We start from the raw sequence: 14,637 nt of genomic DNA, 5'->3' as shown, positions 1-14,637 counted from the left end.
TCGTGAGGCGTACGCTGAAGTGCTGCACGCAGCTATACGTACGGACGGCTCTAGCACGCTGAAGTAAGCCGGAGACGCGATCATCCCGCATTCGGCTGAAGGGCCGTTGCCTACTGCACTCCAATTCTCTAGATTCGGAGTAGTTGCTCGCATCAGGTAAACGCGAGTCAGTTAAACACGATCGCGTGGAGTCCAATTCGAATGAGTGTTATGCGAGTAGGTTCTACCCAGAAGTTTGCCGATAACTGGGACAACATCTTTGGTGGGTCGAAGGGTGGTAAGAAGAAGGCCACGGCTTCGGCGGCGAAGTCGACAACCAAGAAGAAGGTAGCTAAGAAGACCGCCAAGAAGTCGAAGAAGAAGTAGCCCGATAGAGGGGCATTCCCCTCCATGCTGGGGGTGGGGCTAGCACGATTGTCTTGACACACAGCCGCTAGCCATCGCGTTTTCGCCGGAAATGCTTCGCTAGTGCCCGTGATTCCGCCGATTTCTCTGGATGGCTCTACGCGCGAGCGCTATAATGTGGGGCTACCCTATGGGCGGGCCTCACTCGGGGTTCCGCGCACCACCCAACCTTTCGCGTTCAATTGAGGAGTGTCGGACATGGGAACGTTTCACGCCGCATGGGAGGACGAAGACAACAACCGCCGCGTCGACTTGGTCGTTGCGTACCAAGTGAGCAAGGGCCAGGTTGAGATCGACGCCGTCACCCCTCACCGTGTTCATTTTGCATGCCCCGAGTCGGGCGCGACCCTTCGCAGCATTGGCGTTCACACCGAGACCGGCAAGCAACTGCTGCTCGAACGTGCCCTGGCCGCCGGTGCGATCGATCGCATTCGCCACCACCTGAGCGAACTCGACGTCCACGACCTGCCGCACCCGGTCGACACGCTGCACGAACCAGCCGAAGCCCCGCGACTGACTGTCTAGTCTCCCGTGGAAGATTGAGAAACGAACAAGGCCGCTAACCGTTTGACGGTTAGCGGCCTTTTGTTTTTGGTGGGTAGCCGGATTCGCCAGAATTCGGAGCGTCAGAAGGCTCACCCGAACTCTTGCGAGTCCGGTTACGCTAGGAATTGCTTTACGCACGTCCCAGGAACTCGTGGGTTCGGGTGTCGACTTTGATCTTCTCGCCTTCCTTCAGGTACTCGGGCACCTGGATCGTAGCGCCGGTTTCGAGAACGGCGGGTTTGGTGCGGCCGGTGGCGCTGTTGCCTTTGACGCCTGGGTCGGTTTGTGTGATCGTGAGTTCGACGGTCGCGGGAACTTGCAGACCGACGCATTCGCCGTCGTAGACGAGGGCGAGCATTCCTTCGAGGCCTTCGCACACGTACTGCATCTCGTGCTCAATGTCGGCCACGGGAATCGTGTACTGGTTGTAGTCGCCCGAGTCCAACAAATGAACCGACTCGATGTCGGCGTACATCAGAGTGACTTCGCGCTTCTCGAAATCGGCGTCCTGCAGGAAGTCGGTGCCTTTGCAAACCAAGTCGGCCTTCTGCTTGGTCACCAAATTCCGAGCCCGGAACTTGTAGAGGGTGTTGCCACCGCGAGCCGACGGAGACTGGACGGTGAGCGTCTCGAGGATGTGCGGGGCATCGTTGTACTTGAAAACGGTGCCGGGCTTGAGGTCTTTGGCGAGCATCGTGGCGTGAGAACTGGGTAGGGGAGGGGGATGTTCTGCGTCGCCAAAGCATACCAAGCGGGGGCCCCGGTTGGGAAGCGAGGTTCAACCTCGCGGCCCGCAAGTTCGAGGGTTTCCCCGGCCGTTCAGGCCATGATGTCGCCACTGGCGGGGTCGAAGGCGATGCCACCGGTTAGTCGCGTAAGGGCGTCGACCACTGTGATCAGGGCGGCGGGATCGAGGGCCTCGGTGAGCAGTTCGTCGTCCTCTTCTTCCTCGCCGTAGCCGAATTCGTCCTCTTCGGCAGTCCCTTCCGTCATGCGCTCGAAGTGCATCACATCGAGCCTGGCATCGGCTCGTACGAGTTGGGCGAGTTGGTCGCCATCGAGTTGTTTGCGGAGCTGCTTGGCGAGCGTCGCACTTTGCTCGACGACCGAGGCGCCCGATTCATAACTGATCTCCATCGCGGCGTTGTCTTCCGGAGCTTGCACCACAGCGGTGGCGAACAAGCCATCATCGTCGGCGGTGAGATCGGTGACGGTGAGTCGATTGCTGGCCTCGGCGATGGCCGCCTCGACCTGGGCCATGGTAGGCCGATCGCCCGAGGCAAACATCACAAAATAGGTCTCGCGCCACGCTAGTTGATCGCCATACTCCGCCATGAGGGGTTGCTCCTATTTTCGTTCTGAGTGCGCGAAGGGTTAACGTCGACGGGGCTTATTCCCAATCGTCGTCTTCGGGGATTTCCTCGCCACCCTGCCAGGCTTCGAGCTTGGCGATCATTTGGTCGCGTTCCTGCTGATTCGCCCAGACCGACTCGCCTTGTTCGAGTCGAACTTCGTAGTAACCTTCGCGAAGGCAATCCTCTTCGCCGCAGAAGTGGGGCGTCGCAGCCACCCACATCACGCGATAGAGCGGTACCTGCTTGTCGTCGACGAGACAAAGAATCGACATCCGTTGGCTCCTGAGACTACCTAGTTCGAAGGGAGTGATAACTGATAATTGTTAGGGAGTTGTCTACGCCTGTCCAAGTTCGCGAGAGCGATTGGCCGCCGCCTTAACGGCCGCGAGCACCGCCGCACGGAGTCCACCTTGTTCGAGCGCCTCAAGCCCAGCGATGGTAGTGCCGCCGGGACTGGTGACCGCTTCGCGGAGCTCCGCCGGATGCTGCCCGGTGGCGAGTACCATTTCGGCCGAGCCCAGCACCGTCTGCGCCGCTAGTTTGTGGGCGATTTCGCGGGGCAGGCCGGCAAGCACGCCACCGTCGCTCATCGCTTCAATCATAGTATACACAAAGGCGGGTCCAGAGCCCGAGAGCCCGGTGACCGCATCGAGCAAATATTCGGGCACTTCGAAGGCGATGCCGACTGATTCGAGGAGCGATTTGACGGCTTGGAGGTCGTCCGGCGTTACGTTTTTTCCCGCGGCGTAGGCACTCGCGCCGCGGCCAACCAGCGAGGGGGTATTCGGCATCACGCGGACCACGCGGGCCGCTTTGCCGAGCCCTGCTTCGAGTTTCGCGAGGGGGATACCAGCCGCGATGGAGACAAAAAGCGGGCCGGGCTTCGAACCGACCTTGAGGCCTTCGAGCACTGCGGGCATTACCTGCGGCTTGACCGCCAAGATGATGATTTGGGCGTCTCGGGCGACTTCGGCGTTGTCGCTGGTAATAGACTGCGGGCCGATACGTTCGGCGAAAGCTAGCCGCATCGCGTCGTTGGGGTCGCTGGCGAGAATCTCCTCGGGCCCGGCGAGGCCGGCTTCTACCAGGCCTCCGGCCAGTGCCGTCGCCATGCGGCCGGCTCCAATGAATCCGTACTTCTTCATGCGTGGGTGTCGTCGAGCTTTGGTGGGTGGGTTAGACCGATTTGGTGCTAGCTTTGAGCCTAAACGGACATGCCGGATGGCACAAGCTGAGTGTCCGATGCTAGCTGCGCCTGGCCGAGAGAACTGATCTGGACACACGGCGGCCGGCTTGCCACACTCCCGCCCGTTTTCATCCGTTTGTCATTCGTCCTTCGAATCAGGAAGTCGGAGACATGTTTCAAAGTAAGAACTTGTGCAAGGTGCGCACTGGTTGGTGTTTGCTTGGCTTGAGCTTGGCCCTGGTGCTAGGCGGAGCGAGCTGGGCAGAAGAGTCGGGCCTCAAAGGCATGTGGCCGTTTGGTAAAGACGACGAAGAGCAAGCCGCTGCGCAGACGGGGGTGACCCTGGGCGATCCGGCGCTGGAGTCGGCGCTCGGCGAAGAGCCCGCGAAGGACGACGACAAAATGTTCGACACGCCTTTCGCCAACGCGACTTGGCCAAAGGTCGAGATGCCGAAGCTGAAATTTCCCTCGCCCTGGACCACCGAAGATGGCGGCGAAGGTTGGCTCGCCAAGCCGGTGAATCGCACTCGCGAAGGATTCCACAACGCGGCGGAGAAAACCCGCACCGCGATGAACTCGGGCATCGACAAAGTTAAAGCCATGATCCCTGGCGGCGAAGGTGGTACTCCGGACTCCGGCGCGCAACTTGCCGATGGGTCCGAAGAGCCCGGTTTCTGGCAGAAGATGTTTGGTCCGAAGAATGAGACTGCCGCGCCGGAAGATCCGGTGGAAATGATGGCCCGTGAACCGGCTGCGACGCAGCGGTAAAGTTCGCGAAGTCGCTGTCCCAACTTTTCTCGATCGCCTGGAGGTGATTGGTGCGGAGCTATAAGCTTTTCTTTTCTTACGCGGTTCTGATCGGCATTGCGCTCGGGACCTCGGGCTGCAGTATGTACCGCGCGCCGGGGACAATGCTTCCGAGCCTGGCCGCCGTGTCGCACGACCGCTCGATCGAGAAGCACGCCGAGAAGAGCGGTTTCCCCAGCCCCAGCGACGTGGGGTTTGGCGAAGAAGAAGCGGAAACTCGCTAGGCGATTGGCCCGGCTTGTACCACAATCTCACGGACTCCCCTCGTACCGAGCGTCGTGATTGGTTTAAACTGGCCGGCCTATCGCGTTGGCTAGCAGATTAACCGGCAACGAAGGGTAGCGTCGACATTGTGGATTGCCTTGGGGATCGTTGGCGGATTCGTTGCGCTCATCGCGGGTGGTGAGCTGCTGGTCCGCGGTGCCTCGAACCTTGCCGCCGCCGCGAAGGTATCGCCCCTGGTGATCGGTCTGACGGTAGTCGCCACGGGTACGAGTGCCCCTGAACTGGCCGTTTCTGTGAAGTCGTGCTACGCGGGCAATACCGATCTGGCGATCGGCAACGCGGTGGGGAGCAACATCACCAACCTGCTGATGATCCTCGGCCTGTCGGCAGTTGCGGCCCCACTCGCGGTGAATATCCGACTCTTTAAAATCGACATTCCTGCGATGATCGTCGCGGCTGTCGCGCTATGGCTCATTGGGCTCGATGGCACCTTCACGCGGCTTGAAGGCATTGGCTGCGTGGCGGTAATCATCGCTTACTTCGCATTCACCGTGCATCAAGGTCGCCGCGAGTCGGCCATCGCCGCAGCAGAGCTGGAGAAAGCCGAAGCCGAGATCACCTACGACCAGCGGACGAGTGGTTGGACGAATATTCTGCTGGACGTGCTGAAGCTGATCGTCGGGCTGGTGCTCCTCGTGCTCGGTGCCGAATGGCTGGTCAAGGCGTGCGTGGCACTCGCGCTAGGTTTTGGAGTGAGCGAGTTGGTGGTTGGCCTGACAGTGGTCGCGATCGGTACCTCGCTGCCAGAACTGGTGACCTCGGTCATGGCGAGCCTGCGAGGCCATCGCGACTTGGCGGTAGGGAACGTGGTGGGGAGCAACGTGCTCAATATTTTCCTGGTGCTTGGCCTGTCGGCCGTCGTTGCACCTGCGGGTATCAACGTCGCGCCTCAGCCGATGGCGTTCGACATTCCGTTCATGATCGCCATCTCCATTGCCGCACTGCCAGTGTTCTTCTCGGGGCTGGGCATTACTCGCGTCGAGGGCGGGGCGATGCTATTGTATTACGTGGCTTACGTCGCCTTCCTGATTTGGCACGCCGGCCAGCCCGCTGGGACGGTGACCCCGACGAGCCACATGTTGCTATTTGTCGCCCCGCTTGTGCCGCTTACGCTGTTGGTGGTCTACTTCCGCCCGCGCGAAGCGACGTGACTTATCCATCGAATTATTCGAGCCCCGCTCAAGGAGCCCCCGGTCCATGAACAGCGTGCAATTCCGCCTGCAAGTAATGATGTTTTTGCAGTTCTTTGTGTGGGGGGCTTGGTTTGCCACCTTAGGGCTCTGCTTGGGAAGCAATGGCCTTGAGGGCTTCATCGGCAAAGCCTACGGCACGGCTCCCATCGCGGCCATCATCGCACCTTTATTTCTTGGCTTGATCGCCGATCGATTCTTTTCATCAGAGAAGGTCATGGGGGTCTTGTTCCTTGTGGGTGGAGCCTTGATGTGCATGGCGCCTAGATACGTGGAACTCGGTGACAGTGACATGCTCTACTGGCTGTTCCTTGGCCATCTGCTCTGCTACATGCCAACGCTGGGCCTTAGCAATACCGTGGCGTTCACCAATATTGAGGACCAGAATCATTTCCCCAAGATTCGAGTGTGGGGCACCATCGGCTGGATCGTCGCTGGGTTAACGGTTGGTTTTGCCGGTTGGTCCGCTACGCCTAACATTCTTTGGCTTGCCGGTATCGCCTCGCTCGTGATGGGGGTCTATAGCTTTACGCTCCCGCACACCCCACCGCCCGCCAAGGGCAAGCCTGCCGACCTGCGAACCATCTTCATGCTGGACGCGATGCAGTTGCTCGCGAACCCCGCGTTTTTGGTTTTTATCATCTGCTCGACGCTCATCTGCATTCCGCTGGCCTATTACTATGGCTTCACTTCCAACCTTCTGGGTCAGGTCGGATATCAGGCCGCTGCGTCTACGATGACGATTGGTCAGATGAGCGAAATCTTCTTCATGCTTTTGATTCCATTCTTCTTCCGTCGGCTTGGCGTGAAATGGATGATCTCGGTTGGCATGGCAGCGTGGGTTGCTCGTTATTTGCTCTTCGCTTTTGGTGCGCCGGATCAGGTGTACTGGATGATTCTGCTTGCGGTCGCATTGCACGGTGTGTGCTACGACTTCTTCTTCGTCACCGGTTTCATGTACACGGACCAGAAGGCACCACGTGAAATTCGAGGGCAAGCTCAAGGTATGCTGGTATTCTTCACCCAGGGCGTGGGCATGTTTTTTGGTTACTGGGTCGCCGAGATCCTGTTCGGTTCTACCATGACCAAGTACGGTGCGCTCGATCTGGAACTCAAGCGGGCCAACGCTCAGCAACTGCTCAGCTCGGCTGACCCAGGGCCCACTACGACCGCCTTGAGCGATGCCATCGCCACCGCTCAGGCAGCCATTACCTCGGGCGAAGGTACTGCGATCAAAGAGGCAGGCCAGCAACTTGGCGCGGCGATGAAAGAAATGCCAGGCGTCGTTCCGCCGACCTTCGCCGAACAACTCGGTCAGATGTTTACCGCCAAGCTACCTGAGGGCGTCAATCCGGAGCTGCTGCAGGAAACCATGCTGCAGTGGAAAGAATTCTGGTTGGTGCCCGCGGGGATGGCGGCGGCGATTCTCGTGCTGTTCGCCCTGACGTTCTACGACCGCAAGGCTTCTGAGGAAGCCGTGAAGGCGGTGGAGAAGAACGTCCACTAAACCGAGAATCCTTGACGACAATTAGCGACAAACGAATAGCCGGCGGCAGTTTTGCCGCCGGCTATTTTTTTTCGTTGTTAATTCACGCCTTCCTGGCGGTCAGCGATCGCTGAGGGCGATCACCATTGGCCGAACGCTAGGTCGAGACTTGGAATGGCCTCGTCGACTTCGGCTTCTTCGCCGACGAGCGACGAATCGCTTGATGCTTCTTCATCGTCCTCGGACTCTTGTCCGGTGAGGAGTAGAAGTGCCGCATCGTTCGACGCCGTGGCTGTCGCGGCGGAGCTTGTCGAGCTGCTCGATTCTCCGGCGGCCGCCGGCGATTCGTTTAAGTAGAACGCCAATGGCTCCTCGGACTCACTCGATGCTTCGGCACTCGAACCCATCGTGCTGGGTGCTTCCACGACTGGCCCCGCGATGCTGGCGGGCTCTTCGAGCGTTGGCAGGGGCTCGGCCACGAACTCCTCGTACGCTGGCACGATTAGGCTGAAGCCCAGCGAGCCGATGTTGTCCCGCCACATCGTGTAGTCGGCAAGATCCACGCGGCCGTTGTTGTTGGCGTCCGCGGTGAGCTGGGTCGTTGAACCGTAGGTCGATTTCCACAACTGGTAGAATGCGAGCGGGTCGCTTCCGGCGAGTATCGCTGGGCCACTCGTCGACGCCCCATCTAATGGCGACTGGCCATCCGCCAGAGCGGCGAACGCTGCGAGCGGGGCCGATCCGATGATGGTGAACGAGATCGAAATCCCCTGACCCGCCGTTCCGGTTCCAGTGCTGCTGGAGTATGGCGTGGCAGTCACGGTGTGCGAACCCACCGGGATTTGCACGCCGTGGTAGTTTCCATTCGAGTCGCCGAAGAGAGCATAAGGTGCCCCAGCTTCGTTGCGGAAGTTGGAGTTTCCATCGAGGCCAAACTTAATGCTACCAATCGTCCCACTCGTGTTCGCACGGATGTTGAGGTTGGTTGTCGGCAGCGATGCAAGGTTGATCTGCATGCCGCTCGTCAAGTTCTCGTAACCCGGGATCGGGAGGTCCGTATTGGCATTGATGAGCGTCAGCGAAGTAACGGCCGGGCCCACGGGCACCGCCGAGACGTTGATGGTTACGGTACTGGCCGTGGTCAGCACCCCGTCGGTAGCACTCAATTGCAGCACGTAGGTACCCGGCGCGGAGAAGTTGGCCGTCGTCGCGGGTCGTGCCGTATTGCCGAACGTTACCGTGCCGGGGCCGCTGACTTTGCTCCATGTAGACGTGAGAGTACCCGAGGGAAGACCATCGTCATTCGCCCACCCGTCAAGATGAGCGGTATCGGTAACAAGCACATTCAGGTTCGGGCCAGGGTATAGCTGCGGGGCTTGGTTGGCCGCTTGGTTGATGACCGTGAAGGACACGGACAGCGCCAAACCGGCGGACCCGGTGGCGTTGGCCCCGGAGAATGGTGTGGCCGTAATGGTGTGACTGCCGACGGAAAGGGAACCAACGTAGAAGTTGCCGTTCGAATCACCGAACATGGCGTAAGGTGCCGTGGACTCAGTGATTAGATTCGTGTTGCCGTCGTACCCAAACCGGACGCTTCCAACCGAACCGCTTACGTTGGCCCGGACGTTAATGGCCGTGGTGGGTAGCAACGCCAAGTTGATGGTCGAACCCGGCAAGATGGACGTATAGCCCGGAATCGGCAGGTCGGTATTGGCGTTAATAAGCGTCAGCGAAGTGACCGCGGGCCCAACAGGTGCCGCGATGCTCACGCCGACCAAATCGGAGCTCGACAATTCACCATCGCTCGCCGTGAGGCGGAGGACGTAGTTGCCGGGCTGGGAGAACGATGCCGTAGTGGCAAGCTGCGAGGCATCGCCGAAGGTGACGACACCGGGACCGCTGACCATCGACCACGTGGTCGTGAGGGTGCCTGAAGGCAGATTGTCGTCGCTCGCCGTGCCCGAGAGATTCACGGTGCCCGGGAAGGAGCCCGTCACATTGGGCCCGCCATTGACCGTGGGCGCGACATTCTGCGGCGTCACGGTAATGGAGACGGTGCTAACGCTTGTAAGCTCGCCATCGTTGGCACTGAGTTGCAACACGTACGTCCCCGTAGCCGAGAAGGAGGCCGTGGTGGCCAGTAGTGACGCGTTGCCGAATGTCACGTTGCCAGGACCACTGACCACCGACCATGTCGTGGTGATGGTGCCAGTCGGCAGGTTGTCGTCGGAGACGGTGCCGGAGAGGTTGGCGACGTTCGGCAGGCTGACCGTTTGATCGGTTCCCGCCGACACGTTGGGTGCCACGTTGCCCGGAGTGGCGCTACCGGGTGGTAGGTTATTCAGGGCCACTTTGATGACATTGGACACGGCCGATGTCCGGTCATCGGGCCCATCGATAACAGCGGAGAAGTAGGTCAAGCCACCCTCGGTGAGCGAATCGGTGAGAGTGACTTGAATGTCAACGAAGCCGGTCGCCCCGATGATGGCCGTTGCATCGCTGACGAGGACCACCTTGTTGCCTTCGAACGGGTCGATGTCGAATCCACCGTTAGGAACACCCGCCAAGTGCAGGGCGACCTCGGTCTGCAACAATCGAACCGCTGCGCCGGCAGGTCCAGTGACGCGAATGGTTTGAGTCGCCGAGGTGACGATGGATGGCGTGTTGATTCCAAGGACGGAGATCGAAGGAGCAGCGGCGCTGGGAGTTTCGGTCAGCACCACCTCGGAATGCGACTGGTAGAATGACATCCCTTCCGGCAGCGCGAAGAGCTGACCGGTGAGCAGGGTGCCGTCGTCGAACACGATGTTAACCGTGGCTCCCGACAATTCCAGACCCGAGATGTCCGCGGCGTTGGACGGACCTGGGGGCACCGAGCCCTTGGCCGTGGTCGGATCGACGTCGGTGTGGAACGTAAAGAGCTCGGCTGCATTGAAGTCGCTAAAGTTAATCTCCAACTCCGCGAAGCCACCGTCACGTGGTGCTAAGAAGTTGAAAGTGGTTTGCCCCGTTGCGGCCTGTCCGGTATCCGGGATGAAATTGATACCGCGAGTATCGCCCGCCGTGCCATTCGGATCGAACAGCATGTCGGGCATCGAGGTGGTGCTCAGGTCGAACTTGACCGACGAGATCTTCTTGTTGCCGGTCGAGTTATTGTGAATTCGGAACGAATCAATGCGAGCGGTACTCGAGTTGTTGATACCTCCCTGGCTGTAGACTTCGACCTTGGCGGCAGCGGCGCCCGTTGAGACCACTTCGGACACGACCCCCAAGTGATCCCAGGTCACCGGCAAGCTCTCTTGCTGCGGATCGACGGACAGGATGCCGACGGCCATAGCATTGGCTAGCCACGAGGCGGGGATCGCGATCGGTCCGCCTAATAACGTGCGGAGGCCGCCGTCGATGGCGTAGCTTGCTTGCAGAGTGAGTGTAAGCGGATCGACTTGCAGCCAGAAATCGACAGCGCCGGGACCTGGAAGGACCAGCGGCGTCGTTGCGACAACGGTATCCACACCGGCGAATTCGCTAAGCACCTGAATGGAGCCGCCGTTGTCGCCGCTCAGCACAATCTGAACGTAGTTGTCCTGGTCGCCGGTGCCGAGGAACAGCCCCATCTGCTGACCCGCCTTGGGGGTGTGGCCACCGAAGGCGGCAAGCACGCGAGTTGTTCCGGCGAACGGGTTGGTGGCACCAACAGGGTTGAAACCGAACTGGTAACCCTGGAACTGAGTGTTGATGTTGCCGCGAGCAGTACCGACGCCGGCCTTGTCGACGGTGAACACGCCCGCCGCGCCACCGGCGGTGACCGCCAACGGATCGTAGAGCTGGGCGTAGTTGCTCGTGCCATTGTACATCAGGCCGGTGAAGCCCATGCCCAATAGCCCGCCGAGATCTTCGCCCTCGTTCTCCCACGTGTAGAAGGTGCCGATGGGAGTGGTCGCCCCGTTGGCTGGATCGACGGCGAACTTGTCGACGATATCGGACAGCGTGTCATTGTCGTCGTCCGGATCGAGCAGGTTCGAGACAAAGTCGCCATCGAAATCTGTCGGTACGTCGGCGGGATTGTCGGGATTGGTGTTGTTCGCTACCTCGTCTTCATTCAAGTAGCCATCGCCATCCCGGTCTTCTTCAGTTCCGGTAGCTCCATCGGCCGGTTCGAAGATGTAGACCGTGTTGAGCGCCACGTCCACGGCCCAGATGGTGCCCAAGAAACCTTCGTTGGTCGGCGCGATCACATCGAGCGGACGGAAGCCGACGTTACTAAATAGGTCTTCGCTCGAGATGATGGCATCGCCAGCCGAATTGAGCTTAATCCGCTTAATCGTGTTATCGAAGCTTGCAGTTATCAGGTCGCCATACATCTGCCCGCCAAAGTTGGTCCCTTGGTAGACGGCAAGACCGTTGGTCGACGCGGGATAGACGACCATCGCCAAGTTGTCGACGCCTGGAGTTTGGTAATCGCCCTCGATGGGATTGTTGAAGTAAGTGGGCGACTGCGGGTTCGATACGTTGAACGTGTTGTTCATGTTCGCCCGGGTCGGATTGGGATGCCCGGCGTAGTAACCTTGGTTCCTTACCCAGTGCAGCCCATCGCCGTAGGTGGCACTACTACCTTCGTTAATGCCATTCGTGGCGTTGCCCGCGGGGCCTTCGTTAATCGGAATCCCGCCCCACCCGCCGTTGGGGCCATTGTCGATCGTGTACATTCGGCCGTAGGGATCGAAGACCACGTCGTAAGGATTGCGAAGTCCAACAGCCCATAGCTCGACGGGGCCGCCAGGGACAAGAATGGCCTGGTTCTTGCCGTTGTTGCCGCCAAACGGATCGGAGGTGTCGGCACCGGGTTGATCTTCGTCGTCCAGCGTGGGCAGGTCGTAGGTGGTGTTGCCGATGGTGGCGAGGTCGACCTTCAAGATCGCTGCCGAGTAAGCATACTCGGGCAGAAAGGCGAAGTTGTTCGAGGGGGCACCCATGTTGGTGTTGCCGCCAACCGTCACGTAGAGAATGGTGGGATCGTTGGGATCGAGCACCATGCCATTTATCGCGTGCTGCTCGTCTGATCGGGGCAAACCACGGACGAGGTCGAGCTTCTCCCAGGCCGTGCCGTTCCAAGTGATGCGCGACAGTACGCTGGAGTTGGTATCGAGGTTGGTGTCAGTGCCATCGTTTCCTCCACCGATGCGCGGATCGCTGGATCCCACGTAGATCACCGGGTTCTCGGCGGTCCCAACAACCAGGATGCCGGTAACCAATCGAGTGGTGATATCGGGCCTTGGCGTTCCGTCGTCGTCGTGGTTGAGGATGGTCTGGACAAGATCAATCGTCTCGCTTTGAGAGACCGAGTAGTCGTTGGGGCCATTTTTGACGATGTCGTAGACGCGAATCTGGCCGTTCTGCTGCGAGATATAGAGCCGTCCGTCGGGTCCGAACTGCATGGACGTGGGACGTGCTAGTCCCGACACTCCGGCGAGCGTCGACTTCGAGAACGAGATCGGGACTTCATCCACCCCTTCGCCCGCCAGCGATATGCTGATTGGCGTGTTCACGCCGCTGTGTGGAATGGTGAGCGTGCCGGTATTCGCCGCTTCGGCATTCGGATTGTAGGTAACGGTTACGGTCGTCGACTGACCCGGCTGAAGCACAATGGGAGTCGATTGCGCGTAAGCGAACGCAAAGCCAGCACCCGTCGTAACCGAGGTCTGCGATGGGTCAATCACGATGCTGCCACCACCGACCGGGTGATCGTTGGTCAGCGTAACCTGCCGAACGGATGTTCCGTTCACGACCACCGCGCCAAAGTTGACGGAGGTGCTAGACGGAAGTAGTTCACCCGACGGCACGGAGATGATCTCGATGCCGGCGAGCATCGGACTTTGGACTTGGCGTAGGAAATCAATATCGAGGTTCGAATCGCTATTGATGGTGTACGACTTCATCACGCCGGTCATCGCTCCAACATCTGCAAAGATGTCGTAGTCGGCTTCGACGATGTTGCCTTCGATCGAAATATCGAAGACGCGAACACCTTCGGCGAAGGCACCAGACCAGATTTCGGCGAAGTACAGCCGCACTTCGTAAGTGCCGATGCCGACTGGTAGATCCCACTCGAGATTGAGCCCAGCGGGCTGGTCAAAACGTTGGTTCTGGAACAGTGCCGTCGGCGTGCCTGCCGGCACAGAGGGATCGAGCGTGATGGCACCGGCGTTCGAGAATATGGACGAGTTGCCTCCCGCGCTGAGGTTGCTAAGCGGCGAAGGACTGGCTGCGGTGTCCACCGACCAGGGTGGTGTCCCCACGAGCTGCTCTCCGCCGGCGTTGATGCGATAGACGATATCGCCGACCGCCTCGCTGTCGTAGCCAACGCCACTTAGCGCAATCGCCACCGCCGCATTGCTTCCGGTATGCGGAATGGTGAGCGCCGCAGTTGCAAGTGACTCGGACGTCGGACTGTAGGTGATGGTGACGGTTGTGGACGCCCCAGGAACAAGCACGATCGGTGTCGCGCTCGTGAATTGGAAGGCGAAGGGCGAGCCACCCGGGGTGATGTTGGCCTGCGATGGATCAATGGTGATTGACGCGTCGCCGCTGGCACCATTGTTGATCAGCGTGATCGTTTGCTGAACGGTTTGACCTATAGCCACCGAACCGAAATCGGCGGTGGCACCCGATACCCCGAGGGGGCTGTTTCCGTCGGTCACCAGTTCGATGATCTCGATGGCCTTGATCGAAGGATTCTGAATCGCTCGGCCGAAGTCGATGTCGAGGACCCCATCGCTTGTCACGTCAAACGACTTGACGACGCCCGTATTGCCGCCAACATCGGCGAACACATCGTAGTTGTCGAGCACCAAAGTCCCTTCGATCGAGACGTCAAACTGCCGCACTCCCGCCGCGAACGCGCCGCTCCAGTTCTCGGAGAAGTAGAGACGCACCTGATAGTTGCCGGGGTCCACGGGGAAGTCCCACTGCATGTTCGTCCCGCCCGATTGGTCGAACCGCTCGGTTTGAAAGATCGACATGGGAGTCCCCGCCGGGACCGACGGGTGGCTGAGCGAAATGCTGTTTGCCGAGGTGAACGTGCTCGTGTTGCCGCTAGAGACAAAGGGCGAAATTGCCGACGCGGTGTCCGCCAACCAAGCCGGCGTGTCGGCCGTCTCGCCGCCACCCGCGTTAACGCGATAAATGGTGTCGCCGAGCACAGCCAGCAAGCGTCGATCTTCAAGCGACTCGAGCTTTAACTGGCGACTGCGGAGCTGAGGCTTCGCGGAACGGACATGCTTGCGGTTGTTGAAGTGGTGACGCTTCTTCATGACGGTAGGTCTCTAATGTTGGCCCACTGCTACCGAGCTCTCGGGGATAGGCAGTTGGAACGTGAAT

At 59.7% G+C, this 14,637-nt stretch carries 11 protein-coding genes; 6 read left to right on the top strand and 5 right to left on the bottom strand.

All coding sequences use genetic code 11. The annotated features are described in order from the left end of the window. Positions 1 to 210 precede the first annotated feature (210 nt). On the top strand, positions 211 to 366 hold the full coding sequence (locus tag SH292x_RS09530; protein WP_442485373.1) for a hypothetical protein: 156 nt from the start codon (positions 211 to 213) through the stop codon (positions 364 to 366). Positions 367 to 603: 237 nt separating this feature from the next. Next, positions 604 to 930 carry a hypothetical protein gene (locus SH292x_RS09525; protein WP_442485372.1) on the top strand — a complete coding sequence of 109 codons (327 nt, stop codon included), beginning with the start codon at positions 604 to 606 and terminating at the stop codon, positions 928 to 930. Positions 931 to 1,081: 151 nt separating this feature from the next. Here the strand turns inward: SH292x_RS09525 and SH292x_RS09520 are convergent, their stop codons facing one another. From SH292x_RS09520 to proC, 4 genes are all read right to left on the bottom strand, one after another. Further along, a complete protein-coding gene (locus SH292x_RS09520; RefSeq protein ID WP_442485371.1) occupies positions 1,082 to 1,645 on the bottom strand; it encodes an elongation factor P in 564 nt (187 codons plus the stop codon). Positions 1,646 to 1,770: 125 nt separating this feature from the next. Further along, complete coding sequence (locus SH292x_RS09515) at positions 1,771 to 2,286, bottom strand: hypothetical protein (protein WP_442485370.1); 516 nt, start codon at positions 2,284 to 2,286, stop codon at positions 1,771 to 1,773. 55 nt (positions 2,287 to 2,341) lie between these two features. Continuing rightward, complete coding sequence (locus tag SH292x_RS09510) at positions 2,342 to 2,578, bottom strand: hypothetical protein (protein WP_442485369.1); 237 nt, start codon at positions 2,576 to 2,578, stop codon at positions 2,342 to 2,344. A 63-nt stretch (positions 2,579 to 2,641) separates the two neighbouring features. After that, the gene (gene proC, locus SH292x_RS09505; protein ID WP_442485368.1) at positions 2,642 to 3,451 is read right to left on the bottom strand and encodes a pyrroline-5-carboxylate reductase; all 810 of its coding nucleotides are present in this window, start codon (positions 3,449 to 3,451) and stop codon (positions 2,642 to 2,644) included. Between the two features lie 212 nt (positions 3,452 to 3,663). On the opposite strand from proC, the gene SH292x_RS09500 reads away from it, so the two are divergent. From SH292x_RS09500 to SH292x_RS09485, 4 genes are all read left to right on the top strand, one after another. Next, positions 3,664 to 4,260, top strand: coding sequence for a hypothetical protein (locus SH292x_RS09500; RefSeq protein ID WP_442485367.1), 597 nt, complete (start codon positions 3,664 to 3,666; stop codon positions 4,258 to 4,260). Between the two features lie 50 nt (positions 4,261 to 4,310). After that, positions 4,311 to 4,523: a hypothetical protein gene (locus SH292x_RS09495; protein WP_442485366.1), complete on the top strand. Its 213-nt coding sequence runs from the start codon at positions 4,311 to 4,313 to the stop codon at positions 4,521 to 4,523. Between the two features lie 126 nt (positions 4,524 to 4,649). Continuing rightward, positions 4,650 to 5,735: a calcium/sodium antiporter gene (locus SH292x_RS09490; protein WP_442485365.1), complete on the top strand. Its 1,086-nt coding sequence runs from the start codon at positions 4,650 to 4,652 to the stop codon at positions 5,733 to 5,735. 46 nt (positions 5,736 to 5,781) lie between these two features. Further along, positions 5,782 to 7,281 (top strand): nucleoside permease, encoded by a 1,500-nt coding sequence (locus SH292x_RS09485; protein ID WP_442485364.1) that lies wholly within the window; start codon positions 5,782 to 5,784, stop codon positions 7,279 to 7,281. 119 nt (positions 7,282 to 7,400) lie between these two features. Here SH292x_RS09485 and SH292x_RS09480 read toward each other — a convergent pair whose 3' ends face one another. Further along, positions 7,401 to 14,570 carry a malectin domain-containing carbohydrate-binding protein gene (locus SH292x_RS09480; RefSeq protein ID WP_442485363.1) on the bottom strand — a complete coding sequence of 2,390 codons (7,170 nt, stop codon included), beginning with the start codon at positions 14,568 to 14,570 and terminating at the stop codon, positions 7,401 to 7,403. Positions 14,571 to 14,637: the final 67 nt, after the last annotated feature.

This window comes from Aeoliella fuhlenseeensis, from assembly GCF_052161615.1.
Lineage (GTDB): Bacteria > Planctomycetota > Planctomycetia > Pirellulales > Lacipirellulaceae > Aeoliella.
The sequence above is the reverse complement of the archived record's forward strand: the minus strand, read 5'-3'. Positions and strand labels throughout refer to the sequence as shown.

What these genes read in the sequence shown, in the direction of transcription:
- SH292x_RS09515 (WP_442485370.1), bottom strand. Translation starts at nt 2,286, where the DNA reads ATGGCGGAGTATGGCGATCAACTAGCGTGGCGCGAGACCTATTTTGTG.
- SH292x_RS09500 (WP_442485367.1), top strand. Translation starts at nt 3,664, where the DNA reads ATGTTTCAAAGTAAGAACTTGTGCAAGGTGCGCACTGGTTGGTGTTTG.
- SH292x_RS09480 (WP_442485363.1), bottom strand. Translation starts at nt 14,570, where the DNA reads ATGAAGAAGCGTCACCACTTCAACAACCGCAAGCATGTCCGTTCCGCG.
- SH292x_RS09510 (WP_442485369.1), bottom strand. Translation starts at nt 2,578, where the DNA reads ATGTCGATTCTTTGTCTCGTCGACGACAAGCAGGTACCGCTCTATCGC.
- SH292x_RS09530 (WP_442485373.1), top strand. Translation starts at nt 211, where the DNA reads ATGCGAGTAGGTTCTACCCAGAAGTTTGCCGATAACTGGGACAACATC.
- SH292x_RS09525 (WP_442485372.1), top strand. Translation starts at nt 604, where the DNA reads ATGGGAACGTTTCACGCCGCATGGGAGGACGAAGACAACAACCGCCGC.
- SH292x_RS09485 (WP_442485364.1), top strand. Translation starts at nt 5,782, where the DNA reads ATGAACAGCGTGCAATTCCGCCTGCAAGTAATGATGTTTTTGCAGTTC.
- proC (WP_442485368.1), bottom strand. Translation starts at nt 3,451, where the DNA reads ATGAAGAAGTACGGATTCATTGGAGCCGGCCGCATGGCGACGGCACTG.
- SH292x_RS09520 (WP_442485371.1), bottom strand. Translation starts at nt 1,645, where the DNA reads ATGCTCGCCAAAGACCTCAAGCCCGGCACCGTTTTCAAGTACAACGAT.